Origin of the sequence: Nocardioides okcheonensis, from assembly GCF_020991065.1 — a bacterium.
In the GTDB taxonomy this organism is placed as follows: Bacteria; Actinomycetota; Actinomycetes; order Propionibacteriales; family Nocardioidaceae; genus Nocardioides; species Nocardioides okcheonensis.
Map to the genome: position 1 here is coordinate 2,712,368 of NZ_CP087710.1, position 24,674 is coordinate 2,737,041.

At 72.1% G+C, this 24,674-nt stretch carries 22 protein-coding genes and 3 tRNA genes; 16 read left to right on the forward strand and 9 right to left on the reverse strand.

Annotated elements, in window-relative coordinates:
- Positions 1 to 64 precede the first annotated feature (64 nt).
- The 12 genes from gnd to LN652_RS13205 all read left to right on the forward strand — a co-directional run bounded on the left by gnd (position 65) and on the right by LN652_RS13205 (position 11,028).
- Entirely contained in the window at positions 65 to 1,039 is a 975-nt protein-coding gene (gene gnd / locus LN652_RS13150) for a phosphogluconate dehydrogenase (NAD(+)-dependent, decarboxylating) (RefSeq protein WP_230441082.1), read from the forward strand.
- Positions 1,040 to 2,242: a DNA replication/repair protein RecF gene (gene recF, locus LN652_RS13155; RefSeq protein WP_230441083.1), complete on the forward strand. Its 1,203-nt coding sequence runs from the start codon at positions 1,040 to 1,042 to the stop codon at positions 2,240 to 2,242. It abuts the gene before it with no gap.
- Positions 2,232 to 2,801, forward strand: coding sequence for a DUF721 domain-containing protein (locus LN652_RS13160; protein ID WP_230441084.1), 570 nt, complete (start codon positions 2,232 to 2,234; stop codon positions 2,799 to 2,801). The genes recF and LN652_RS13160 overlap by 11 nt, the downstream gene beginning before the upstream one ends.
- 313 nt (positions 2,802 to 3,114) lie before the next feature.
- Positions 3,115 to 5,298 carry a DNA topoisomerase (ATP-hydrolyzing) subunit B gene (gyrB, locus tag LN652_RS13165; RefSeq protein WP_407941558.1) on the forward strand — a complete coding sequence of 728 codons (2,184 nt, stop codon included), beginning with the start codon at positions 3,115 to 3,117 and terminating at the stop codon, positions 5,296 to 5,298.
- Positions 5,299 to 5,359: 61 nt separating this feature from the next.
- The gene (gene gyrA, locus LN652_RS13170; RefSeq protein ID WP_230441085.1) at positions 5,360 to 8,050 is read left to right on the forward strand and encodes a DNA gyrase subunit A; all 2,691 of its coding nucleotides are present in this window, start codon (positions 5,360 to 5,362) and stop codon (positions 8,048 to 8,050) included.
- 3 nt (positions 8,051 to 8,053) lie between these two features.
- On the forward strand, positions 8,054 to 8,596 hold the full coding sequence (locus tag LN652_RS13175; RefSeq protein ID WP_230441086.1) for a DUF3566 domain-containing protein: 543 nt from the start codon (positions 8,054 to 8,056) through the stop codon (positions 8,594 to 8,596).
- A gap of 65 nt (positions 8,597 to 8,661) precedes the next feature.
- Positions 8,662 to 8,735, forward strand: a tRNA-Ile gene (locus tag LN652_RS13180).
- 40 nt (positions 8,736 to 8,775) lie between these two features.
- A complete protein-coding gene (locus LN652_RS13185) occupies positions 8,776 to 8,901 on the forward strand; it encodes a DLW-39 family protein (RefSeq protein WP_230441087.1) in 126 nt (41 codons plus the stop codon).
- A 21-nt stretch (positions 8,902 to 8,922) separates the two neighbouring features.
- Positions 8,923 to 8,998: transfer RNA gene (locus tag LN652_RS13190), tRNA-Ala, on the forward strand.
- Positions 8,999 to 9,082: 84 nt separating this feature from the next.
- Positions 9,083 to 9,754 (forward strand): leucine efflux protein LeuE, encoded by a 672-nt coding sequence (gene leuE, locus LN652_RS13195; RefSeq protein ID WP_230441088.1) that lies wholly within the window; start codon positions 9,083 to 9,085, stop codon positions 9,752 to 9,754.
- Positions 9,755 to 9,863: 109 nt separating this feature from the next.
- Positions 9,864 to 10,637: an SURF1 family protein gene (locus tag LN652_RS13200; RefSeq protein WP_230441089.1), complete on the forward strand. Its 774-nt coding sequence runs from the start codon at positions 9,864 to 9,866 to the stop codon at positions 10,635 to 10,637.
- A 10-nt stretch (positions 10,638 to 10,647) separates the two neighbouring features.
- A complete protein-coding gene (locus LN652_RS13205) occupies positions 10,648 to 11,028 on the forward strand; it encodes a DUF3817 domain-containing protein (RefSeq protein ID WP_230441090.1) in 381 nt (126 codons plus the stop codon).
- Positions 11,029 to 11,430: 402 nt separating this feature from the next.
- Here the strand turns inward: LN652_RS13205 and LN652_RS13210 are convergent, their stop codons facing one another.
- Positions 11,431 to 12,267: a hypothetical protein gene (locus tag LN652_RS13210; RefSeq protein ID WP_230441091.1), complete on the reverse strand. Its 837-nt coding sequence runs from the start codon at positions 12,265 to 12,267 to the stop codon at positions 11,431 to 11,433.
- Between the two features lie 144 nt (positions 12,268 to 12,411).
- On the opposite strand from LN652_RS13210, the gene LN652_RS13215 reads away from it, so the two are divergent.
- Both LN652_RS13215 and LN652_RS13220 read left to right on the forward strand, forming a co-directional pair.
- Positions 12,412 to 12,924, forward strand: a complete 513-nt coding sequence (locus LN652_RS13215) for a peptidylprolyl isomerase (RefSeq protein WP_230441092.1) — start codon at positions 12,412 to 12,414, stop codon at positions 12,922 to 12,924.
- A gap of 12 nt (positions 12,925 to 12,936) precedes the next feature.
- Complete coding sequence (locus tag LN652_RS13220; protein WP_230441093.1) at positions 12,937 to 13,890, forward strand: rhomboid family intramembrane serine protease; 954 nt, start codon at positions 12,937 to 12,939, stop codon at positions 13,888 to 13,890.
- Positions 13,891 to 14,259: 369 nt separating this feature from the next.
- Here LN652_RS13220 and LN652_RS13225 read toward each other — a convergent pair whose 3' ends face one another.
- The gene (locus LN652_RS13225; protein WP_230441094.1) at positions 14,260 to 14,712 is read right to left on the reverse strand and encodes a cell division protein CrgA; all 453 of its coding nucleotides are present in this window, start codon (positions 14,710 to 14,712) and stop codon (positions 14,260 to 14,262) included.
- An 82-nt stretch (positions 14,713 to 14,794) separates the two neighbouring features.
- On the opposite strand from LN652_RS13225, the gene LN652_RS13230 reads away from it, so the two are divergent.
- Positions 14,795 to 15,547, forward strand: a complete 753-nt coding sequence (locus LN652_RS13230; protein ID WP_230441095.1) for a DUF881 domain-containing protein — start codon at positions 14,795 to 14,797, stop codon at positions 15,545 to 15,547.
- Here the strand turns inward: LN652_RS13230 and pknB are convergent.
- The 7 genes from pknB to LN652_RS13265 are packed head-to-tail and all read right to left on the reverse strand — an operon-like array spanning position 15,519 to position 24,216.
- Entirely contained in the window at positions 15,519 to 17,357 is a 1,839-nt protein-coding gene (gene pknB, locus LN652_RS13235) for a Stk1 family PASTA domain-containing Ser/Thr kinase (RefSeq protein WP_230441096.1), read from the reverse strand. The two genes, LN652_RS13230 and pknB, sit on opposite strands and share 29 nt — an antisense overlap.
- Positions 17,354 to 18,901 (reverse strand): serine/threonine protein kinase, encoded by a 1,548-nt coding sequence (locus LN652_RS13240; RefSeq protein WP_230441097.1) that lies wholly within the window; start codon positions 18,899 to 18,901, stop codon positions 17,354 to 17,356. Before LN652_RS13240 ends, pknB begins: the two co-directional genes overlap by 4 nt.
- Positions 18,898 to 20,358, reverse strand: coding sequence for a peptidoglycan D,D-transpeptidase FtsI family protein (locus tag LN652_RS13245; RefSeq protein WP_230441098.1), 1,461 nt, complete (start codon positions 20,356 to 20,358; stop codon positions 18,898 to 18,900). The genes LN652_RS13240 and LN652_RS13245 overlap by 4 nt, the downstream gene beginning before the upstream one ends.
- Entirely contained in the window at positions 20,355 to 21,761 is a 1,407-nt protein-coding gene (locus LN652_RS13250) for an FtsW/RodA/SpoVE family cell cycle protein (RefSeq protein ID WP_230441099.1), read from the reverse strand. Before LN652_RS13250 ends, LN652_RS13245 begins: the two co-directional genes overlap by 4 nt.
- Before the next feature lie 19 nt (positions 21,762 to 21,780).
- Positions 21,781 to 23,031, reverse strand: a complete 1,251-nt coding sequence (locus tag LN652_RS13255) for a PP2C family protein-serine/threonine phosphatase (protein WP_230441100.1) — start codon at positions 23,029 to 23,031, stop codon at positions 21,781 to 21,783.
- Positions 23,031 to 23,507, reverse strand: a complete 477-nt coding sequence (locus LN652_RS13260) for an FHA domain-containing protein FhaB/FipA (protein ID WP_230441101.1) — start codon at positions 23,505 to 23,507, stop codon at positions 23,031 to 23,033. Before LN652_RS13260 ends, LN652_RS13255 begins: the two co-directional genes overlap by 1 nt.
- The gene (locus LN652_RS13265; protein ID WP_230441102.1) at positions 23,500 to 24,216 is read right to left on the reverse strand and encodes an FhaA domain-containing protein; all 717 of its coding nucleotides are present in this window, start codon (positions 24,214 to 24,216) and stop codon (positions 23,500 to 23,502) included. Before LN652_RS13265 ends, LN652_RS13260 begins: the two co-directional genes overlap by 8 nt.
- A gap of 248 nt (positions 24,217 to 24,464) precedes the next feature.
- Between LN652_RS13265 and LN652_RS13270 the strand changes: the two genes are divergently transcribed.
- A tRNA-Leu gene (locus tag LN652_RS13270) sits at positions 24,465 to 24,551 on the forward strand.
- Positions 24,552 to 24,674 lie beyond the last annotated feature (123 nt).

A 24,674-nucleotide genomic window follows, 5' to 3' on the forward strand; every position in this document is an offset into this window, starting at 1 on the left:
CAGGGCCGGCCGGCACCCCCGAGCACCGGTGCCGCGACGTGAGCGGCACGGCTAGGCTCCCGGTATGGACATCGGACTGATCGGTCTCGGCAAGATGGGCGGCAACATGCGCGAGCGCATGCGCCGCGCGGGCGTCACGGTCGTCGGCTACGACCGCAACCCCGACGTCAGCGACGTCGGCTCCCTCGCCGAGCTGGTCGACGCGCTCCCGAGCCCGAAGGTCGTGTGGGTGATGGTCCCCGCCGGCGACGCGACCCGCGCCACCGTCCAGGAGCTCGGCGAGCTCCTCGGTGAGGGCGACGTCGTGGTCGACGGCGGCAACTCGCGCTGGACCGACGACATCGCCAACGCCGAGCTGCTCGCGAAGAAGAAGATCGGCTACGTCGACTGCGGCGTCTCCGGCGGCGTCTGGGGCCTGGAGAACGGCTACGCGCTGATGTACGGCGGCGACGCCGACGACATCGCCAAGGTGCAGCCCGCGTTCGACGCGCTCAAGCCCGAGGGCGACTTCGGCGCCGTCCACGCCGGCAAGGTGGGCGCCGGGCACTTCTCCAAGATGGTCCACAACGGCATCGAGTACGCGATCATGCAGGCCTACGCCGAGGGCTGGGAGCTGCTCGACAAGGCCGAGCTCACCGACAACGTGACCGAGGTCTTCCGCTCGTGGCGCGAGGGCACGGTCATCCGGTCCTGGCTGCTCGACCTCATGGTCAACGCCCTCGACGAGGACCCCGGGCTGAGCAGGATCGCCGGCTACGCGGCCGACTCGGGCGAGGGACGCTGGACCGTCGAGGCCGGCATCGAGCACGGCGTCGCGACCCCCGCGATCACCGCCGCGCTCTACGCCCGGTTCGTCTCCCAGCAGGACGACTCGCCGACGATGAAGGCCGTCGCCGCGATGCGCAACCAGTTCGGCGGGCACGCGGTGCGGTCGTCGGCCCCCAAGGGCGGCGACGCCGAGGGCTCGGCCGGTGCCCAGCAGTCGGAGACCTCGAGGAAGGCCGGCGCGGGCGACGGCGCGGAGCCCGGCGAGAGCTAAGTGCACGTCGCCCACCTCTCCCTGCACGACTTCCGCTCGTACGCCGACCTCGACGTCGCGCTGGAGCCGGGGGCGACGGCGTTCATCGGACGCAACGGCCAGGGCAAGACCAACCTCGTCGAGGCGATCGACTACCTCTCCCGGCTCTCCTCGCACCGGGTCGCCACGGACACCCCGCTGGTCCGCGCCGGCGCGGACCAGGCGATCGTGCGGGCGTCCGTGGTCAAGGAGGGGCGCACCGCGCTGCTGGAGGTCGAGCTCAACCCCGGACGTGCCAACCGCGCCCGGATCAACCGGTCCCCCCTCCCCCGGCCGCGGGAGCTGATCGGCCTGGTCCGGACGGTGGTCTTCGCCCCCGACGACCTCACGCTGGTCAAGGGCGACCCGTCCGACCGGCGCAAGCTCCTCGACGACCTGCTGGTGCTGCGCACGCCCCGCCTCGCCGGGGTGCGCAGCGACTACGACCGGGTCCTCAAGCAGCGCAACAGCCTGCTGAAGACCGCGGGCCTGGCCCGCGGCGGGTCGCGCGACGCGGCGCTGGCCACCCTCGAGATCTGGGACGAGAACCTGGCGCGGGTCGGCGCGGAGCTGCTCGGCGCCCGCCTGGCGCTGGTCGAGGAGCTGCGCCCCTACCTCGGCAAGGCCTACGAGGCCGTGGCCCGCGGCGCGAGCCGCGACGACGCCGACCTGGAGTACCGCGCGAGCATCGAGGTCCCCTCGGTGACCGGCGATGCGGTGGTCGAGGCGGAGGCTCCCGAGCGCCCTGACGAAGGCTCGCGGCCTCCCCTGGAGCAGGCGCTGCTCGACGCCATCGCCGCGCGCCGCAAGGACGAGCTCGACCGCGGCATCTCCCTGGTCGGCCCGCACCGCGACGAGCTGCTGCTGACCCTCGGCACGGGACCCGATCCCGGGGACCTGCGCCTGCCGGTCAAGGGCTACGCCTCGCACGGCGAGTCCTGGTCGTTTGCGCTCGCGCTGCGGCTGGCCTCCTACGACCTGCTCCGCGCCGACGGCGACGACCCGATCCTGGTGCTCGACGACGTCTTCGCCGAGCTCGACACCGAGCGGCGCAGCCAGCTCGCCCAGCTGGTCGCCGGCGCCGAGCAGGTGCTGGTCACCGCCGCGGTGGCCGCCGACGTCCCCGAGGCGCTGCGCGGCACCCGGTTCCGGGTCGCCGACGGGCAGGTCACCCGTGACGACTGAGGACGGGCCGGACGAGGGGTCCGGGACGCCGGAGGTGCCGGAGACGCCGGAGACCGCGGTGCCCGAGCACCAGCCCGACGGGCTCGACCTCGCCCGGGCCGCCGCCGCGCGCCGCGGCCAGCCCCGGCACGCCCCCGGCGCGGCGGCGCGGCCCGGCGCGGCGGCGTACGCCCGGCAAGGCGACCGGGGCGCGTCCGACGACCGCGACCCGCAGCTGCTCGAGCAGGCGATGGGTCGCCTGATCGCCAGCCACGGCTGGGAGGTCGACCTGCGGGTGCAGGGCGTCTTCGGCCGCTGGGCCGAGCTGGTGGGCGAGGAGGTCGCGGCCCACTGCACCCCGGAGTCCTTCGACGACGGCCGGCTGGTCGTCCGCACCGACTCGACGGCCTGGGCGACCCAGCTCAAGCTGCTCGCGCCGACCGTCGTGCGCCGGCTCAACGAGGACCTCGGGCACGGGACGGTCACCCTCATCGAGGTGCTCGGCCCGCACCTGCCGACCTGGACCAAGGGCCGGCTCTCGAGCCGCGACGGCCGCGGCCCGCGCGACACCTACGGCTGAGGGCGCCGCGCCGACGCGAGGCTAGATCTGCCGATCTGCGGGCCTCGCGGTGGTGGGGGGCCCCACCAACCCCCCTGTTCGGCCGCGAGACGCGGCCCTGTGGGCCCCCTGAGGGAAGAAATGTGGTCCCGTCCTCCCCTGCTGCCGGGTTGGTACTGGGGTTCAGGGCCTCCCACGGGTAGTATGGAGCAACGAGTCGCAGTCGGATCTGCTCGCGCAGCCGCAGCGACTCGACTCATGTCGAGCGCCCCGTGGGCGAAGAGCAGAAGGCCGTGCCTTGAGCGAAGAGAACCCCGAGTTCACCCCAGGTCAGATCTCCGACTCCGCTCCAGACCCACAGTCCGCCTCCCCCTCCGAGGGTCCCAGCGAGGCCGAGCGCGCCGAGGCGCTCGCCGAGTCCGTCGCCGACGCGACCGAGGCCGTCGAGAAGCGCTCGAGCACCGCGGTCGACGAGGGCACCGAGTACGACGCGTCCGCCATCCAGGTCCTCGAGGGGCTCGAGGCGGTCCGCAAGCGTCCGGGCATGTACATCGGCTCGACCGGTGAGCGCGGCCTGCACCACCTGATCTGGGAGATCGTGGACAACGGCGTCGACGAGGCGCTCGCGGGTTACGCCGACCGGATCGTGCTGACCCTGCAGGCCGACGGCGGCGTGCGGGTCGAGGACAACGGCCGCGGCATCCCCACCGACACCGCGCCCGGCCAGGAGATGCCCGCCCTCACGATGGCGTTGACCATGCTCCACGCCGGCGGCAAGTTCGGCGGCGGCGGCTACAAGGTCTCCGGCGGTCTGCACGGCGTCGGCGTCTCGGTCGTCAACGCGCTGTCCACCCACCTCGTCGCCGAGGTGAAGAACCGCGGCCACGTGTGGCGCCAGTCGTTCCAGCTCGGCGTCCCGGACGCCGACCTGGCCCAGGTCCGGCCGATGGAGCCGGGCGAGCGGACCGGCACGACCGTCACCTGGTACGCCTCCGAGGACATCTTCGAGCACACGACGTACCACCTCGAGACCATCACCTCGCGGCTGCGCGAGATGGCCTTCCTCAACAAGGGCGTCGAGTTCGTCGTCCGCGACGAGCGCGCCGACGCCGAGTCGCGGGTCGACGCGGTGGAGGACGAGACCATCGACAACACCATCGACAACGCCGGCCACGACGCGATCAAGCGCGCGGAGACCGGCGGGCTCGAGCAGGTCTTCAAGTACGACCGCGGGCTCGTCGACTACGTCGAGCACCTCAACCGCCGCAAGACCGTCGCCAACGCGACCGTCATCTCCTTCGAGGCCGAGACCGCCGAGGGCGCCACGGGCCAGCACATGAGCCTCGAGGTCGCGATGCAGTGGAACACCTCCTACACCGAGTCGGTCCACACCTTCGCCAACAACATCAACACCCACGAGGGCGGCACCCATGAGGAGGGCTTCCGCGCCTCCCTCACCTCGCTGGTCAACAGCTGGGGCGAGGAGTGGGGCCTGATCAAGAAGAAGGAGGACCGCGTCTCGGGCGACGACATCCGCGAGGGCCTGACCGCGATCATCTCCATCAAGCTCGGCGAGCCGCAGTTCGAGGGCCAGACGAAGACCAAGCTCGGCAACACCGAGGCCAAGGGCTTCACCCAGCGGATCATGAACGACCAGCTCGGCGCCTGGCTGGAGCAGAACCCGGCCGAGGGCAAGGAGATCGTGCGCAAGTCGCAGGCCGCGGCCAACGCCCGCATGGCCGCGCGCAAGGCCCGCGAGCTCGCCCGCAACCGCAAGGGCCTGCTCGGCGGCGGCGGCCTGCCCGGCAAGCTGAGCGACTGCCAGTCGACCAACCCGGCCGAGTGCGAGGTCTTCATCGTCGAGGGCGACTCCGCCGGCGGCTCCGCCCGCCAGGGCCGCGACCCCCGCATCCAGGCGATCCTCCCGATCCGCGGCAAGATCCTCAACGTGGAGAAGGCCCGCATCGACAAGGTGCTGGCCAACACCGAGGTCCAGGCGATCATCTCGGCGCTCGGCACCGGCATCCACGAGGAGTTCAGCCTCGAGAAGCTGCGCTACCACAAGGTCGTGATGATGGCCGACGCCGACGTCGACGGCCACCACATCAACACGCTGCTGCTCACGCTGCTGTTCCGCTTCATGAAGCCGCTCATCGAGCACGGCTACGTCTACATGGCCCAGCCGCCGCTCTACCGGCTGCGCTGGAACAAGCCCGCCGAGCACGAGTTCGTCTACTCCGACGCCGAGCGCGACGCGCTGCTGCGCGACGGCCAGGCCCAGGGCAAGAAGCTGCCCAAGGAGAACCCGGTCCAGCGCTACAAGGGCCTCGGCGAGATGAACGCCGACGAGCTGTGGGAGACCACGATGGACCCCGACGCGCGGCTGATGAAGCAGGTCACGCTCGAGGACGCCGCCCAGGCCGACGAGATCTTCTCGATCCTGATGGGCGAGGACGTCGAGCAGCGCCGCTCGTTCATCCAGCGCAACGCCAAGGACGTGCGCTTCCTCGATATCTAGGCCGCTAGTCGCCTCTACGACCAGCCCTAGACATCGTTAGAACGCTTCAGAGAGACGAATCATGACTGAGATCCCCACGGACAACGCCGGCGGCGGCGACGGCTTCGGCTTCGGCGACGACCGCATCCAGCCGATCGAGCTGCAGACGCTGATGCAGCAGTCCTACATCGACTACGCGATGACGGTCATCGTCGGGCGCGCGCTGCCCGACGTGCGCGACGGCCTCAAGCCGGTGCACCGCCGCATCCTCTACGCGATGTACGACGGCGGCTACCGCCCCGACCGCGGCTTCTCGAAGTGCTCGCGCGTCGTCGGCGACGTGATGGGCCAGTACCACCCGCACGGCGACACCGCGATCTACGACACCATGGTGCGCCTCGCGCAGCCGTGGGTGCTGCGCGCGCCGCTGATCAACGGCCAGGGCAACTTCGGCTCGCCGGGCAACGACTCCGCCGCCGCCATGCGTTACACCGAGTGCCGGATGGCGCCGCTGGCGATGGAGATGGTGCGCGACATCGACGAGGACACCGTCGACTTCCGCCCCAACTACGACGGTCGCTCGCAGGAGCCGACCATCCTGCCCTCGCGGTTCCCCAACCTGCTGGTCAACGGCTCGGCCGGCATCGCCGTCGGCATGGCGACCAACATCCCGCCGCACAACCTCCGCGAGGTCGCCGAGGGCGCGACGTGGGCGCTCGAGCACCCGGACGCCACCAAGGAGGAGCTCCAGGACGCGCTCGTCGAGCGGATCAAGGGCCCCGACTTCCCCAACGGCGCGCTCATCGTCGGCCGCCAGGGCATCGAGCAGGCCTACCGCACCGGACGCGGCTCGATCACCCAGCGCGCGGTCGTCGAGATCGACGAGGACGCCAAGGGCCGGGTGATGCTCGTCATCAGCGAGCTGCCGTACATGGTCAACCCCGACAACCTGGCGCTCAAGATCGCCGAGCTCGCCGACTCCGGGCGGATCCAGGGCATCTCCGACGTCCGCGACGACACCAGCTCGCGCACCGGCCAGCGCCTGGTCATCATCCTCAAGCGCGACGCCGTCGCCCGCGTGGTGCTCAACAACCTGTTCAAGCACACCGAGCTGCAGAGCAACTTCTCCGCCAACATGCTGGCGCTGGTCGACGGCGTGCCGCGCACGCTGCCGATCGACCAGTTCATCTCCAACTGGGTCACCCACCAGATCGAGGTCATCCAGCGGCGTACGCGCTTCCGCCTCGCCGAGGCCGAGCGCCAGGCCCACATCTACCGCGGCCTCGCCAAGGCCCTCGACGCGCTCGACGAGGTGATCGCCCTCATCCGGCGCAGCCCCGACGTCGAGGAGGCCCGCAGCGGCCTGATCCGGCTGCTCGACATCGACGAGGTCCAGGCCAACGCGATCCTCGAGATGCAGCTGCGCCGCCTCGCGGCCCTCGAGCGGCAGAAGATCATGGACCGCCTCGCCGAGCTCGAGCGCGTGATCGCCGACCTCGAGGACATCCTGGCCAACGAGCCCCGCCAGCGGCAGATCGTCGCCGACGAGCTCAAGGAGATCACCGACAAGTACGGCGACGAGCGGCGCACGCAGATCATCGCCGCCGACGGCGACCTGTCGATGGAGGACCTGATCCCCGACGAGGACCTCGTCGTCTCCATCACCCGCGGCGGCTACGCCAAGCGCACCCGCGCCGACCAGTACCGGCTGCAGAAGCGCGGCGGCAAGGGCGTACGCGGGGCGACGCTGCGCGGCGACGACGTCGTGCAGCACTTCATCTCCACCACCAACCACCACTGGCTGCTGTTCTTCACCACCGCCGGTCGGGTCTACCGCACGAAGGCCTACAACCTCCCCGAGGCGGCCCGCGACGCGAAGGGCGGCCACGTGGCCGGCCTGCTGAGCTTCCAGCCCGACGAGGACATCGCCCAGGTGCTGGCGATCCGCGACTACGAGCAGGCGCCCTACCTCGTGCTTGCCACCCGGACCGGACTGGTCAAGAAGACCAAGCTCGGCGACTACAACAGCCCGCGCCAGGCCGGCGTCATCGCGATCAACTTCCGCGAGGACGACGACGAGCTGATCGGCGCCGAGCTGGTCAACGGCGACGACGACATCCTGCTGGTGTCCCGCAAGGGCCAGTCGATCCGGTTCAAGGCCGACGACGAGCAGCTGCGTCCGATGGGGCGCGCCACCGGCGGCGTACGCGGCATGAAGTTCCGCGACGGCGACTCGCTGCTGTCGATGTCGGTGATCCGCGCCGCGCAGGTCGAGGCCGAGGAGGCCGTCGAGGGCGACGCCGCGGAGTCCGACGAGGTGAAGGAGCAGTACGTCTTCACCATCACCGACGGCGGCTTCGCCAAGCGCAGCCGGATCTCGGAGTACCGCCTGCAGTCGCGCGGCGGCATCGGCATCAAGGCGATGTCGCTGTCCAACGAGGACCGCGGCGGCCTGGTGGGCGCGTTCATCGTCGAGGAGGAGGACGAGGTCCTCTCGATCACGAGCAGCGGGCAGGTCGTGCGGAGCCCGATCGACGCCAACTTCCGTCCCACGGGTCGCTCCACCATGGGCGTGAAGTTCGTGACGCCGAAGAAGGGCGACACGGTGGCCGTGGTGGCCCGCTCGGTCGAGGCGAAGGTCGTCGAGGAGGCCGAGGAGGCCGGCGCCGAATCGCCCGAGGTGGTCGACGGTGCAACAATCGATGGTCAGGACGCCGTCGAGGCGCCCGCCGACACCAGTCCCGAGACCGCCGACGAGAACACCGAGGAGTGATCCATGTCGGACCGCACCGCGACTCCGCGTCGTCCGTCGGACAGTGAGCCTGCCCGCCGCTCGTTCGCCGGGAAGCTCCAGGACACCCTGGCCGGCGCGGCCGAGGAGCACCGGGCCAACGCCGCGCCCGCGAAGAAGGGCCGGCGCTCGGGCTCGGGTCCCTCGCGCCAGCCTCGCCGGGCCCGGCTCCGGCTGACCCGCGTCGACCCGTGGTCGGTCATGAAGACCTCGTTCCTGCTGTCGGTCGCGTTCGGCGTGGTGACGTTCGTCGCGATCTTCATGGTGTGGTCGGTGCTGGGCGCTGCCGGCGTCTGGGACTCGATCAACTCCGCGGTCGCGAGCATCGTCGAGGGCGACAGCGGCAACTCGACCTTCGACGTCACCGACTACGTCGGCATGTCGCGGGTCCTGGGCTTCACGCTGCTGGTCGCGGTGCTCGACGTGGTGCTGCTGACGGCGATCGCCACGCTGACCGCGTTCCTCTACAACCTCGCGGCCGCGCTGCTCGGCGGCATCGAGGTCACCCTCGCGGAGGACGAGCGCTGATCCCCGATTGGCACCGCCCGACCGAGGTCGGGTAACCTCTGGCGTCGCCGCACTGCGGCGGATGCGGGCCTATAGCTCAGACGGTTAGAGCGCTTCCCTGATAAGGAAGAGGTCACAGGTTCAAGTCCTGTTAGGCCCACCGCACACCCCTCGACGTCCTCGACGCAAGGAGAGAGTCCGTGAAGAAGCTCCTGCTGGTCGTCATCGCCGCCGCCGGCGCGGCGTTCGCGAAGCGCAAGATGGACGAGGGCAAGTCCGAGCAGGCCCTCTGGGCCGAGGCCACCGACACCGTCGAGCGGGCCTGAGCCTTCCACGCTTCACCACCAGGGGCCTTGGCGCAATTGGTAGCGCACCTGCTTTGCAAGCAGGGGGTTAGGGGTTCGAGTCCCCTAGGCTCCACCAGCTCTCCTCCCGCTCCGGTGTGATCTCGCGCCCATCCCTCGGGAATCGCGCAGCACCCGGCACGTCGAGCCCCACACTGGTCCCGTGCTGGGCATCACCGACCTCCCGACCTACCTCGTCGGCCTGGTCCTGATCGTCCTGCTGCCCGGGCCGAACTCGCTCTACGTCCTCTCCGTCGCCGCGCGACGCGGGGTGCGCAGCGGGTACGCCGCGGCGGCGGGCGTGTGGACGGGCGACGCGGTGCTGATGACGTTGTCCGCGGCCGGCGTCGCCTCGCTGCTGCAGGCCAACCCGACCGCGTTCGGCGTGGTGAAGTGGGTGGGCGCGTCCTACCTGCTGTGGCTGGCGGTCGGCATGCTGCGCGCGGCGTGGGGCATGTGGCGCTCGCGGCGCAGCGTGGGCGACCAGCTCGCCGACGCCACCGCGGAGGCCGGCGTCGAGGCGCGGGCGCGCGGCGAGCGGCCGTACCGCCGGGCGCTGCTCATCAGCCTGCTCAACCCCAAGGCGATCCTGTTCTTCGTCGCCTTCTTCGTGCAGTTCGTCGACCCCGCCTACCCGCGTCCCGTGGTGTCGTTCCTCGTGCTCGGCACCCTCGCGACGCTCGCCAGCGCGGCGTACCTCAGCGTGCTCATCGTCAGCGGCACCCACCTCGCGGAGGCGTTCCGTCGGCGCAGGGCGCTCTCTGCGGGCGCGACGTCCGCGGTGGGCGCGGTGTTCGTCGGGTTCGCGGTCAAGCTCGCGCTCGCCTCGGCCTGAGCCCGGCTCGGACGTCCTCGGGCCATCGGGGTCGCGGCGGTCACACGCGCGGGCCCCGTCGGCCCGGCCGCTGGAGTCGCGTGACCGGGCGGCTGGGACAATCGAGGTCGTGACCTCCACCCGCCGGCCGCCGCTGCTCACCGACCTCGGTGCCGCGGTGCTGGCACTGGTCCTCGTGGCGCTCGCCGGTCGCCTCGGCCTGTGGCAGTACGACGCCTGGCAGGCGCACCGCGTCAACGAGGCGCGCGACCTCACCGAGCTCGCGCCGGTGCCGCTCGACGACGTGATGGGCAACGACGACCCGTTCCCCGCGCCCGACGTGGGGCGGCCCGTCGACGTGTCGGGCGACTGGCTCGACGGCGGCTTCTGGGTCGCCGACCGGGCCTTCGACGGCCGCGACGGCTTCTGGGCGGTGAACCCGCTGCAGGTCGGCGACGAGGCGATCCTGGTGGTCCGCGGCTGGGCGCCCGAGCCGGACGCGGGGCTGCTCGCCGTGGACGGGTCGGCGGACCTCACCGGCTGGCTGCAGCCGCCCGACGGGAGCCTCGCCGTCGACGACGACCCCACCGACGACGTCTTCCCGGAGATCCGGGTCGCCGACGCCGTCCAGCGCGTCGACGTCGACCTCTACTCCGCCTTCGTCGTCGACCAGGAGCCCGGCCCCGGCCTCGAGGTCGCCGAGCTCGCGTCGCTGCCCGACCCCGGCACCTTCACCGGCGTGCGCAACCTGCTCTACGCCTTCGAGTGGTGGATCTTCGGCGCGTTCGCGGCCTTCATCTGGTGGCGCTGGCGACGCGACGCCACGACCGCGGAGGAGACCCCGGTCACGGGGACGGACGCTCCCACCGACCGTGAGCGGATCGACCAACCGGTCGACGGATAGGTTGGCGGCCGTGCAACGCAACCTCACCGCGTACCGCGTCATGGCCACCATCGTCGGTGTGCTGCTCGTGGTCCTCTGCCTGATCGGCGTCCCGCTCGCGAACTTCGACGGCTCCTCGATGTGGGGCTTCTTCGACAGCACGCCGTCGTGGGTGACGCCCGGCTCGGACGTCCAGGAGGCCGGCGAGCTGATCACGACCTACCTCGGCGTGGCGCACGGCTGGCTCTACATGATCTTCCTGTTCAGCGCCTTCATGCTCTCGCGCCGCGCGCGCTGGGGCCTGCCGTTCACGCTGGTCACGCTGGTGTGCGGCACCGTCCCGGTGCTGTCGTTCTGGGCCGAGCACCGGGCCACCCGTCGGGTGCGCGCCGAGCACCCCGAGCTCTCCTGAGCCGCCGCGCGTACAGCCCGCCCCGTCGCCTAGCGGTGCGTGAGCCACCTTTCGTACGCGGAGAATGTGGGTGGGACACCTCTCGCGGGTGTGTCGACCCCGGACACGCCACGAGCGGTGCCCCAGCCACAGTCCGTACGCACGGAGTGTGGGTGGGCCACCGCTGGGCCGCGCGTCGCTCGCGGATACGCCGGGAGCGGTGCGCCAGCCACGTTCCGTACGCGCGGAAAGTGGGTGGGACACCGCCAGCGGTGCGTGAGGGGGCTTCTCGAGCACCGGAATCCCCCTCACGCACCGCTCATGGGCGGGTCGGCCCCGGACACGACACCGGGCGGTGCGTGAAGGGGGTTTTCCGCTCGGGGAATCCTCCTCACGCACCGCCCGGGTGGCGTGAAGTCGGGGTCAGTCCTTCTTCGGGACGTCGTCGACGTCGATGACCTCGGCCGGGTCGTCGGGCGTGGTGGCGGGGTGCGCCTCCTCGACCGAGTCGCTGATCGCCTCACCGGGGGCGCCGCCGCCGATGTCGTCGGAGGCGGGCGGGTCCTGGGTGACGACGTCGTCGGCGGTCGGCGCCTCGAGGAGCGGGTCCGTCAGCGGGTCGGGGGTCGCACCTGAGGCGGGGGCGGCCGGCGAGGCCGGGGTGGCGGGAGCGGCCGGCGACGCCGGCTTCGGCGGGGCGGGCGGCACGTAGGTCGACTGCCAGTTCGCGCCGTCGTCCTGCTTGCCCTTGAGCTTGCTGAAGATGAAACCGCCCAGGGCCAGCAGGCCGCCGAGCAGCAGGACCTTCTTGAGCTTGCCGCCCTTGGGCTCGGGCTCGATGCCGCGCAGCTCGTTGACCTTCGCGGCGGCGATCTCGCGGCTCGCGGCCGCCTTCTCCGCGGCGAGCGACGCACCCACGGACGCCTTGTCGGCGGCGGTGGCGCGGGCCTCGGCGAGCAGCGGCGCCGCCTTGTCGCGGGCCTCCGTGGCCTTCGCGGCCAGGACCGGGCCGGCCTTCTCGCGGGCCTCGGTCGCCTTGGCCGCGGCCACGGCAGCGCCGACGTGCGCGGTCTCCGTCGCCTTGTCGCGGGCGTCGGCGAGGATCGGGGCCGCCTTGTCGCGGGCGTCGGCGATCGCCGGCCCGGCCTTGTCCACGGCCTGCTCCCATGCGTGCTCCAGCTGGGGCAGCACGGTGTCCGAGAGCTGCTCGACGTAGTCCTGGGCACGGTCCTTCAGGGACTTCTTGCGGCCGAAACGCATGCGGTGACCTCCTGTGATCAGTGTGGCTCCATCTCACCATGCCGCCCCTAGGGCCAACAGGCCCGTCCGGGTGAAGGACCGGCGGGTGGGTGGTGCGTGGGAGGATCGGGGCCGCAAGCACGACCCACACCGAGAGGCACATCCATGGCCGACCTGAAGGCGACCCTGAAGACCAACCGGGGCGACATCGTCATCGACCTGTTCCCGAACCACGCCCCCGAGACCGTCGAGAACTTCGTCGGCCTGGCCGAGGGCACCAAGGACTACCGCGACGACGCCGGCCGCAGCGGCGAGAAGTACTACGACGGCCTCGGCTTCCACCGGGTGATCGACGGCTTCATGATCCAGGGCGGCTGCCCCCTCGGCACCGGCACCGGCGGCCCGGGCTACACGTTCAAGGACGAGATCCACCCCGAGCTCGTCTTCGACAAGCCGTACCTCCTCGCCATGGCCAACGCCGGCCCCGGCACCAACGGCTCGCAGTTCTTCATCACCGTGGGCGCGACCCCGTGGCTGAACCGCAAGCACACCATCTTCGGCGAGGTCGCCGACCAGGCCAGCCGCGACGTCGTCGACGCGATCGCCACCACGGCCACCGGCGCGATGGACCGCCCGGTCGAGCCCGTGGTGATCGAGTCCGTCACCGTCGAGCGCTGACCCACCCGCACGATGACCCAGCCGTCCGACGGCCAGCCCGCGACCGGGGTGCCCACCTGCTACCGGCACCCCGGTCGTGAGACCTGGATCCGCTGCCAGCGCTGCGACCGCCCGATCTGTCCCGACTGCATGCGCGACGCCGCCGTGGGCTTCCACTGCCCGCAGTGCGTCGCGGAGGCCAACCGGGGTTCGCGGCAGAACCGGGCCATGTACGGCGGCCAGCGCAGCGGGGACCCGCGGCTCACGTCGTTCGTCCTGATCGCCCTCAACGCGCTCGTGTGGCTGTCGATCTCCGCGACCGGCGGCGGGTCCTCCCGCGTGCTCGCCCTCCTCGGGCTCACCCCGAGCGGGCGCTGCGAGCTCGCCGACGGATCGGGCCGCTACTACCCCGGCGTCGGCAGCGAGGCGCTCTGCGGCACGCTCCCGACGACGTCGTGGCACCCCGGCGTCGCGGACGGCGCGTGGTGGCAGCTGCTCACCAGCGCCTTCACCCACGTGCAGGTCTGGCACATCGCGATGAACATGTTCGCGCTGTTCCTCTTCGGCCCCACCCTCGAGGCCATCATCGGCCGCACCCGCTTCCTCGCGGTCTACCTCGTCAGCGCGCTCGGCGGCTCGGCGGCCGTGATGCTGCTCAGCAGCCCCGGCGGGTCCACCGTGGGCGCGTCCGGGGCCCTGTTCGGCCTGCTCGGCGCCCTGCTCGTGGTGGCCCGCAAGGCGCGGCTGAACTCCCAGGCGCTCGTGCAGAACCTGATGCTCGGCATCGTGATCACGGTCTACGGCCTGTTCACCGGCGGGATCTCCTGGCAGGGCCACCTCGGCGGCTTCGTCGCCGGCGCCGCAGCCGCCGCGGTGATCGCCTTCGCGCCGAAGCGGCAACGCGCGCTCGTGCAGTGGGGCGGCCTGGCGATGCTCACCATCGCGCTGGTGGTGCTCGTCCTGGTGCGGGTCACGGCGCTGACCTGACGCCTGGCCCGGTCCGACCCATCGGCCCCCGCTCCCCGTCGTACGACAGGGGGCGGGGGCCGCTGCATTTCCCACAGGTGTGCACACAACTGTGGACAACTACACCGGTGTAATTCTCCACAGGAGTTATCCACAGTGTGGAGAACGACGACCCGCTCGGGAGCGGGACTACGGCGGGGGACAGCCTGTGGACAACCGGGGCGGCGGGCCGGGTCGGTTGTGCACAGTCGGCGCACGGGGCGCTCGTCCGGGGACGTGCCGGGGTGCCCCGAAATCGACTCGAGCGGTGAGAGAGACGCCTTCCCTTCCCCAGGAAGGCGCCTCACTCACCGCTCGAGGCGCGGGACCGGCGCACCGGTCAGGGAGAACCTACTCCCACTTGGTCGCGAAGCTGAAGCCGACCGCCATGAACGCGATGCCGACGACGAGGTTCCACTGGCCGAGGTCGTTGAAGATCCACAGCTTCGACAGGTCGTCGGAGAAGACGTAGAAGGTGCAGATCCACAGCAGGCCGACGAGGAAGCAGCCGAGCATCCCGATGACGACGCCGCGGCCGCGCCCCAGCGGGGTCGAGGGGTGCGCGCCGACCATCAGGCCGAGCATGAACAGGCCGAAGCCGATCGCGTAGTTCCAGCGGCCCAGGTCGGCCACCGCCTTGGGCGAGCCCTCCACCGGCGGGAACGCGAGCGGGTTGCCGCGGGCCTGGGTGTAGTAGAAGACGAGCCAGCCGATGCCGGCGACGACGAGCACGAGGGTGATCAGGAACCTGACGGAGAAGAGCCTGCTCTTCTTCTCGGCAGCGAGGTTCGTGGACTTCGACACGGGTGCTCCTGGGGATCGGCCTGCGGCTTGCGTACGGCGGTCGCGGGCGCGTGGCGCCCGACGGGGGGTTAGCGTAGTCGCCATGGCCTCGCAGTCCCACGCATCCCCCGGACGCCGCCGCGTCTGGCGGGTGGCGACGCCGGTGGTGGTGATCCTCAGCGGGACCCTCTTCGCGGTCAGCGCGGAGCAGAGCGACGGCACGGACCTGCGCGGCGGACGCCTCACGGACCTCGGCTCGGTGGTCCGCGCCGAGCGCGACGAGGCGGGCGACCTGACGGCGCAGGTGGCCGACCTCACCACGGAGGTGGAGTCGCTCAGCGCCGAGCTCGGCGACCGGTCGGTGGCGCGGGCCCAGGACGAGATCGCCACGCTCGTCGATCCGGCCGGCCTCACCGAGAAGTCCGGCCCGGCGGTGCAGGTGACGCTCGACGACGCGTCCTTCGACGCCCGGGTGGCCTACGAGGGCGACCCCAACGACCTCGTCGTGCACCAGCAGGACATCCAGGCCGTCGCCAACGCGATGTGGAACGCCGGCGCGGTCGCGGTGACGATCCAGGGCCAGCGGGTGATCTCCACGACCGGCATCAAGTGCGAGGGCAACGTCGTCAAGCTCAACGGCCTGTCCTACTCCCCGCCCTACGTCGTCGTCGGCATCGGCGACCCGCTGCGGATGGAGGCCGAGCTCACCACCGACCCGATCCTCGCGACCTACCGCGACTACACCGACGAGCCCGGTGGAGGCGTCTCGTGGGACATGACCGAGCTCGAGTCGGCCACCGCTCCCGCCTACACCGGCCTGCTCGACCTCACCTGGGCGACGCCGATCCCGGAGTGACGCGCCCCGGGACGACCCGGCCCGTCGTCGGCGTCTCGGTCGGGACGGTGGGGGTCTCCGTCGGCACCGTCGGCGTCTCGGTGGGCGTCTCCGTCGGGGTCTCGGTCGGCGTGACCGGCTCCTCGTAGGCGGAGACGAACAGCGTGATGGTGCTGTTCTGGTCGGCCGTCCCGCCGACCGGGATCTGGTCGACCACGGTGCCCTTGGGCTCGACCGAGGTGGCGTCGACGCGGACGTCCGGCACGAAGCCGGCCTCGCGGATGGTGCGCTCGGCCTCGCCCTGCTTGAGCCCGCGGACGTCCGGCACCTTCTCCGGGCCGTCGGAGTAGTAGACCGTCACGGTCGTGCCCTCCGCGACGGGCGTGCCGGCGGCCGGCTCGGTGCGCAAGACCTGGAACCTGTCCTCGTCGGAGTCCTCCTCCTGGAAGCGCACCCTGAGGCTGGCCTCGACCAGGCGGGCACGGGCCTCCTTGCGGAGGCTCCCGACGACGAAGGGCACCTCCACCTCGGGCTTGCCGAGGGAGAGCACGAAGCTGATGGAGTCGCCGGGGTCGCGGAAGACGTCGCGCGCCGGGTCCTGGCTGATCACCTGGTCGGCCTGGACGGTGTCGGAGGTCTCCCGGGTGATCCGGCCGACCGAGAAGCCCGCGTCGCCGATCGCCGCGCGCGCCTCGTCCTCGGTCATCCCGACCAGGTTCGGCACCGCGGTGCGCTCGGGCGCGTCGTCGAACAGCAGCCCGTTGAGGAACCAGGCACCGAGGCCGAGGAGCAGGACGAGGAGCAGGCCGCCGAGCACCCATCCGGCCCGTCCGCCGCGTCGTGGCTCCTGCGGGGGCGGTGCGGCGGCTGCCGCGCCACCCATCCCCGCCAGGGTCGTCGTGGCGTCCGGGGGCGGCACCGGCGGGACGTACGCCGTCGCCGCGGGGGCGGGTGCCACGGCGGGCGCCTGGATCGGGTGGCCCGCGAGGTAGCGCTCGATGTCGGCCCGCATCGCGGCAGCACTCTGGTAGCGGTCCTCGACGCGCTTGGCGAGCGACTTCATCACGATCGCGTCGATCTCGGGGTCGAGCTGGTCGTCGAGGTCCGACGGCGGCGAGGCCGGCTCGCGGACGTGCTGGTAGGCGACCGCCACCGGGCTGTCGCCGACGAACGGCGGGCGCCCGGTCAGCAGCTCGTACATCAGGCAGCCGGTGGAGTAGACGTCCGAGCGCGAGTCGACGGTCTCGCCGCGCGCCTGCTCGGGGGAGAGGTACTGGGCGGTCCCGACGACGGCGGCGGTCTGGGTCATCGTGGAGGACGCGTCGGAGATCGCGCGGGCGATGCCGAAGTCCATCACCTTGACGTCGCCGGCCGGGGTCAGCATCACGTTGCCGGGCTTGATGTCGCGGTGGATGATCCCGGCGCGGTGGCTGTAGTCCAGCGCGGACAGCACGCCGGCGGTGATCTCCAGGGCTCGCTCGGGCAGGATCTTGCGGCCCTCGCGCAGGATGTCGCGCAGCGTCCGGCCCTCGACGCACTCCATCACGATGTAGGGCTGGGCCACGCCGGAGCCGTCGGTGGCCATCTCCTCGCCCGTGTCGTAGGTGGACACGATCGCGGGGTGGTTGAGCGAGGCCGACGACTGCGCCTCACGCCGGAAGCGCGCCTGGAACGTCGCGTCGCTCGCCAGGTCCGTGCGCAGCCGCTTCACGGCGACCGTGCGGCCCAGGCGCAGGTCCCGGCCCTTGCGGACCTCGGCCATCCCACCGCGGCCCAGCAGCTCGCCGAGCTCGTAGCGTCCGCCGATCAGCGTCGGCTCCGACTGCGTCATCGCTGTGTGCCACCTTCCTCGTCCTTCTGCTGACCGGGTGCGCCCTCGGGCCCGGTGCCCGGTCCGCCGGGGCTGCCGGGTCCGCCCGGTTCCTGTCCGGGCGGGACCTTGCCCCAGAAGCTCACCGTGACCTGGGCGCCCTCCTCGAGGGTGCCGGACGGCTCGACCGACGCGACGACGCCGTCCTCCTGGTCGCCGGGGTTCTCCAGCTCCACCGGCACCGGCTCGAGGCCGAGGTCGCGCAGCTCCTTCTCGACGTCCTTGCGGTCGCGACCGACGTAGGCCGCGGGGTCCACCTCGACCGTCGCCGGCTCCTCGGTGGGGGTCTCGCTCGGCGTCTCGCTGGGGGTCTCGCTGGGGGTCTCGGACGGCGTCTCCGACGGGGTCTCGGACGGCGTCTGCGAGGGCTGCTGGCTCGCGCTGCGCGTCGGGTCCTGCGAGCCGGCCCCGGTGTCGGTGGTGTCGCCGCCGCGGGAGCCGAGCCACACGGCCAGCAGCACGGCGGCCGCGACGGCGAGGAGACCGACCAGCAGGGGCCACGGCGTACGCCGCTCGCGCGCCTGCCGCGGCGTGGGAGCCGGCGTCGGAGCGGGCGTCGGGATCGGCGCGGGCGGCCCGCCGGCGCGGCCGCCATCACCTGCGTGGCCTCGCCGCGGGCATCGGGGCGGCGACGGTGGCGGTCGAGGCACCGGCACCGGCCACGGAGGAGGGGTCGCGCAGCGCGCGGGCGAGGGCGGTGCCGTCGGGGAACCTCTCCTCGGGGGACTTGGCGAGGGCGCGGCGCACGACGGCGGCCAGGTCGGCCGGCACCCGCTCGGGGAGCTCGGGGACGGGCTGGCGCAGGTGCGCGAGGGCGGTCGCGACGGGAGTGTCGGCGACGTAGGGCTTGCGCCCGGCGAGGCACTCGAAGGCCACGACGCCGAGGGAGTAGACGTCGGAGGCCGGCGTGGCCGTGCGGCCTCGGCCTGCTCGGGCGAGATGTAGGCGGGCGTGCCGAGGACCTGGCCGGTCTCGGTGAGGGCCATCCCGTCGGTGGCGCGGGCGATGCCGAAGTCGGTGACCTTGATCCGCCGGTCGGGGGTGACGAGCAGGTTGGCCGGCTTGACGTCGCGGTGCACGATCCCCGCCGCGTGGGCCTGGCCGAGGGCATCGGCGGCCTGGGCGAGGAGCGCCGCCGCGGCGGCGGCGTCGAGCGGCGCGTCGGGTCGCAGCAGCGCCGAGAGCGGCTGGCCCTCGACCAGCTCCATGACGAGGTAGGGGCGCGGGGCGCCGGAGGAGTCGTCGACCTCGCTCTCGCCGAAGTCGAAGACGGCGGCGATGCCGGGGTGCTGCAGGCCGGCGGCGTGGCGGGCCTCGGTCTCGAACCGCTGCCGGAACAGCGGGTCGTCGGCGTACTCCGGCTTGAGCACCTTCACGGCCACGGACCGCCCGAGCACCGTGTCGCGGCCCGCCCAGACCTCGCCCATGCCGCCGGTGGCGATCCGGGACGAGAGGACGTAGCGGCCGGCGCCGTCGACGGCCTCGCCCGGGGCGAGGGCGCTCACCGGTTGATCACCGCCTCCATGATCGCCTTCGCGATCGGGCCGCCGAGCAGGCCGCCGGCGATCTCCTCGCGGGCGGTGTCGCTGGACTGCACGAGCACCGCGACCGCGACCTGGGGGTCGTCGGCCGGGGCGAAGGAGACGAACCAGGCGTAGGGCGGGCGCTCGGCGGTGGACTGCGCGGTGCCGGTCTTGCCGGCGACCTCGACGCCCGGGATCTGCGCCGGGGTGGCGGTGCCGGTGTCGACGGTCGCGACCAGCATCTTCGTGAGCTCGTCGGCGGTGGTGCTGGAGATCGCCTTGCTGATGCTCTGCGGCTCGGTGCGGTCGAGGACCGACAGGTTGGGCGCGCGCACCTCGTCGACGACGTAGGGGCGCATCACGTCGCCGTCGTTGGCGATCGCGGCGGCCACCATCGCCATCTGCAGCGGGGTCGCGGTCACGCTGGACTGGCCGATGCCGGACATCGCGGTCTGCGGGGCGTCCATGTCGCGCGGGTAGAGCGACCTCGCCTGGCCGCCGAGGTCCTCCAGCGAGGTGTCGTTGAAGCCGAACTTCTCGGCCTGGTCGGCCATCGCGTCGTTGCCGAGCTCGTTGGCGAGGCTGAGGAAGGTGACGTTGCAGGAGACCTGCATGGCCTGGGTCATGGTGATCCGGCGGCCGCCGCAGTCGCCGCCGTCGTGGTTGCCGATGACGGTGGACGACTGGGGCAGCTTGAACCCGGAGCCGCCGGGGACCATCGAGTCGGCGTCGTAGTTGCCGGACTCGATCGCCGCGGCCGCGGTGACCAGCTTGAACGTCGAGCCGGGCGGCAGCGTGGTGCCGATGGTGCGGTTGATCAGCGGCTGGCGCGGGTCGGCGTTGAGCTTCTCGCCCAGCTCGCCCACGGCCGTGAAGTCGTGGGAGGCGAAGTTGTTGGGGTCGAACGTCGGCGTCGAGGCCATCGCCAGGATCCGCCCGGTGGTGGGCTCGAGCGCCACCACGGCGCCCTGGGCGTCGCCCGGGAGGTTCTCCAGGCCGTTCCAGGCCGCGTCCTGCGCGGCGGCGTTGACGGTGAGCTGGACGTTGCCGCCCTTGGGGTCGCTGTTGCTGAGCAGGTCGACCAGGCGGGTGACGAACAGGCGCGAGTCGTCGCCGGACAGCACGTCGTTCTGCGAGCGCTCGACGCCGGTCTGGCTGAACCAGGAGAAGTAGCCGGTGATGGGGGCGTACTTGAAGGGCTCGGAGTAGGTCCGCTGGAACTTGTACTGGTCGTCGGAGGGCACGCTGCGCGCGATCGCCTCCTTGCCGACGAGGATCGCGCCGCGCTCACGGGAGAACGTCGCGGTGATGATCCGGCGGTTGCGTGGGTCCTGCGCGAGGTCGTCGGAGCGCACGGCCATCAGGTAGGTGGCGTTGACCAGCAGCGCGAGGAAGAGCAGCAGGCAGAAGACCGAGACGACGCGGATGGGCTTGTTCACTTCAGCTTCACCACCTGGGTGTGCTCGCTGTCCGCCTCGGCGTCGTCGACGGGGTCGAGGCGGGGAGCGGGACGGCGGGCCTGGTCGGAGATGCGCAGCAGCAGCGCGACCACGACCCAGTTGGCGACCAGCGAGGAGCCGCCGTAGGACAGGAACGGGGTGGTGAGGCCGGTCAGCGGGATCAGGCCGGTGACGCCGCCGATGACGACGAAGACCTGGAGCGCGACGATCGCGCCGAGGCCGACGGCCATCAGCTTGCCGAAGCCGTCGCGCGAGATCAGCGCGATCCGCAGCGCCCGCTCGACGATCAGGCCGTAGCAGAGCACGATCGCCATGACGGCGGTGAGGCCCAGCTCCTCGCCGATCGCGGCGATGATGTAGTCGGACTCGGCGTAGGTGATCCGCTCGGGGAAGCCGTTGCCGAGGCCGCGGCCGATCAGGCCGCCCCAGCCCATGCCGAAGAGCGCCTCGACGGGCTGGTAGCTGCCGGGGGAGGCGTCGTAGTAGTCCATCGGGTGCAGCCAGAAGTTGAACCGGTTCTGCACGTTGCCGACGAAGGTGTACGCCGCGACCGCGCCGGCCGCGAACAGCAGCCCGCCGACGACCAGCCAGCCGGGCCGCTCGGTGGCGACGTAGAGCATCACGAGGAACAGGCCGAAGAACAGCAGCGAGGAGCCCAGGTCGTTCTGGAGCACCAGGATCATCATCGAGATGCCGAACATGGCGAGGATCGGGCCGAGGTCGCGCCCACGCGGCAGGTCGACGAAGACCACCCGCCGTCCGGCGAGCGCGAGCGCGTCGCGGTGGAGCACGAGGTACCCGGAGAACGCGATGACCAGCAGGACCTTGGCGACCTCGCCGGGCTGGAAGCTGAACCCGGCGACGTTGATCCAGATGTTGGCGCCGTTCTTGCCGCTGCCGATGACCGGCAGGAACGGCAGGACCAGCAGCAGGATGCCGCCCAGGCCGGCGGTGTAGGTGAAGCGCTGCAGGACGCGGTGGTCGCGCAGCAGCACCAGCGTCGCGACGAAGAGGATGACGCCGAGGGTCATCCAGACCAGCTGCTGGCGGGCGAAGTCCTGGTTGGCGCGGTCGAGCGCGGCGTAGGTGAGGTCGAGCCGATGGATGACGGCCAGGCCCAGGCCGTTGAGCGCGGCCACGAGCGGCAGCAGCACCGGGTCGGCGTAGGGCGCGACGAGGCGGACGGTCACGTGGGCGACCACGATCAGCCCGGTCAGCCAGCCGCCGTAGCCGACCAGGTCGGCCGGGACGACGCCCTCGACGCCGAGCCCGACCGCGGCGTAGGCGCCGATGCCGACCGCGAGGGCGAGCAGCAGCAGGAACAGCTCCGCGCCCCGGCGGCGCCGGTGCACGAAGCCCATCAGGGTGCCGTTCTGGCTCATCGAGTGCCTCCCGTCACGCTCAGCCGACGTCCTGGCGCGCGGCGTAGTTGTCGACGGTGAGGCGCGCGTCGTCGAGCGAGTCGGCCTCGATGCCCTCGCGCACCTGCTCGGCGTCGATGTCGCTCAGCCGGTCGAGGTCGACGTCGGTGGTCTCGTAGGGGTGGGACAGGGAGACGCCGGGCAGGGACGCGTCGATGCCGCGGAAGATCGCGACCTTGCCGTCCTGCTCGGCGACGTAGAACTGCTGCTGGCTCCACGACCAGCCGGCGGCCAGCACCACCCACGCCACGCCGAGCACGACGGCGAGGACGAGCAGCCGGCGCAGCCACGCGAAGCGGCGCGGGGGCCGCGGGGCGTAGCGGGCGGTCTCGTGGTCGATCGGGTCGGCGGCGAACGCACCCTCGGGCACGTCGCCCGGGACGGGCGGGATCTCGCCGGTGTCGCCGGAGCGGTGCCCGCGGAACAGGCCGCCGACGGCGCCCGCGGCCCCGGAGAGGGGCGTACGCCGCGGCAGGTCGGCCGCGGCACCCACGAGCAGCGGCGCCAGGTCCTCGGCGGGCGGCTGCTCGCTGACCTCGGCGACCACGCAGGTGACGTTGTCGGTGCTGCCGGCCTCGAGGCTGGCACGCACCAGCTCGACCGCGGCGTAGTCGGGCGTGCCGCTGGCGAGGATGTCGGCGATCCGGTCGTCGGTGAGCGTGCCGCAGGCGCCGTCGCTGCAGACCAGGACCCGGTCGCCGGGCTCGGCGGGGAACTCGAAGAGGTCGGGCTCCTCGTGGCGGATCCCGTCGAGGGCCTTGAGGATGAGGTTGCGGTGCGGGTGGGTCCGCGACTGCTCCTCGGTGATCCGGCCCTCGTCGATGAGCGACTGGACGAAGGTGTGGTCGTGGGTGAGCTGGCGCAGCTGGCCGCGCCGCTGGAGGTAGGCCCGGCTGTCGCCGATGTGGCCGATCGCGAACCGGGTGCCGTCGAAGAGCGCGACCGTGGCGGTGGTGGAGGTGCCGTTGAGGGCGGGGTCCTCCTCGACCAGCTCGGCGATCCGGTCGTCGGCGCGGTGCAGGGCCCCGGCGACCTGGCCGACGACGTCGTCGTCGGGCTCGCGGTCGAGCTTGCGGAGCGCCTGGACGGCGGTGCTGGAGGCGAGGTCGCCGCGGACGGCGCCGCCGACGCCGTCGCAGACCGTGAGCAGCCACGGACCGGCGTAGCCGCTGTCCTGGTTCTCGCGACGCACCCGCCCCACGTCGGAGATCGCCGAGTAGTGGAGGTACATCACTTGCGCAGCTCCAGGATCGTCTTCCCGACGCGCACCTGCACCCCGAGACCGATCGTGGTGGGCTGGGTGATGCGCACGGGACCGACGTAGGTGCCGTTGGTGGAGCCGAGGTCCTCCACGAACCACTCGTCGCCGCTGCTGGCGATGCGGGCGTGGCGGGTCGAGACGTAGTCGTCGTCGAGCTTGATCGCGGCGTCGCTGCCCCGCCCGATGAGGAGGGGCGCGTCGGCGAGCTCGGCGCGGACGCCGGGGTTCTCGCCCTCGACGACCAGCAGGTGGGTCGGCGCGCCGCGGCGCGGCTTGCGCGGCGCCTTGGGCTTGCGCCCGGTCGGGACCGGCCCGGAGCCGCGGGCGGTCTCGGGGACGCGGGCCCCGAACATGTCCGAGCGGATCACCGAGATCGCCGAGAGGACGAAGATCCAGAGCACGGCGAGGAACGCCGCGCGGATCAGGAACAGGGTCAGCTCAGACATTCCAGCCCCCGGCCTCGTCGCGGCCGCCGTCGATGCGGACCGTCATGTCGGTGTGGCCGATCCGGATGGTCGAGCCGTCGCGCAGGCGCGCCCGGGCCACCTTGGAGCCGTCCACCAGGATCCCGTTGGTCGAGCCGAGGTCGACCGCCTCGACCCCGTCGACCGACACCTCGAGCTCGAGGTGGCGCCGGCTCACGCCCGGGTCGTTGATCCGCAGGTCGGCCTCGGTGCCGCGCCCGACGACCAGGCCCGGCGGGCGCAGCGGGTGGCGGGTGCCGTTGACCTCGAGGGTCGCGTGCGAGGCACGCGTGCGGGTGCGTTGGTCGTTGTCGGTGACGCTGGCCTGCGCCTTGCTGCGGATCCGGAAGCGGCCGGTGGTGAGGTCGTCGGCCTCCTCGAAGGCGATGGTGACCGGACCGGTGAAGACGTAGCCCTGCGCGTCGGCGTGGTCCTGCAGCTGGTCGACGAGGTCCTGCTCGAGCGCGCGACCGAGGCCGCCGATGCGCTCGAGGTCGGTCGCGGACAGCTCGACGTGGAAGTCGTTGGGCACCAGGCGGCGCTGGCGGCTCATCACCTGGGCGTTGTTGTCGCACTCGCGCTGCAGCGCGGCCGCGATCTCGACGGGCTGCACCGCGCTGCGGAAGGCGCGGGCGAAGACTCCGGAGATGAGTCCCTCGAGCCGCTGCTCGAAGCGCTGCAGGGCGTTCATCGGCGGGGCCTCCTCTCCTTGCGCTCGGGTCGCGTCGTCGTGGTGGGCAGGCGTCACTGGACCGCCCGGCCGGTGCGGCCGAGCGTACCGGCCGAGCGCCGTCGCGCCACTCAGCCGCCCCGGTCGCCCACCCGTCCGAGCGAGACGTCACGGTGCGCGGTCGCCGGCACGACCACGCACCATGACGTCGCGCGAGGCGGCCGATTGGGAGGCCGCGCGCGCCGTGGGGTAGCCTGAGCCCGCTTCTGGCGCGAGTGGCGGAATAGGCAGACGCGCACGGTTCAGGTCCGTGTGTCCGAAAGGACGTGGGGGTTCAACTCCCCCCTCGCGCACCAGCATCGAAGGCCCCGGACATCGTCCGGGGCCTTCGTCGTTCCCGACCGCGTTGCCAGCGCGCGTCCGACCGCCGGGACCTCCGGCGCGCCGCCCCCACCCGGGCGCGTCGAGGGGGTGGCACG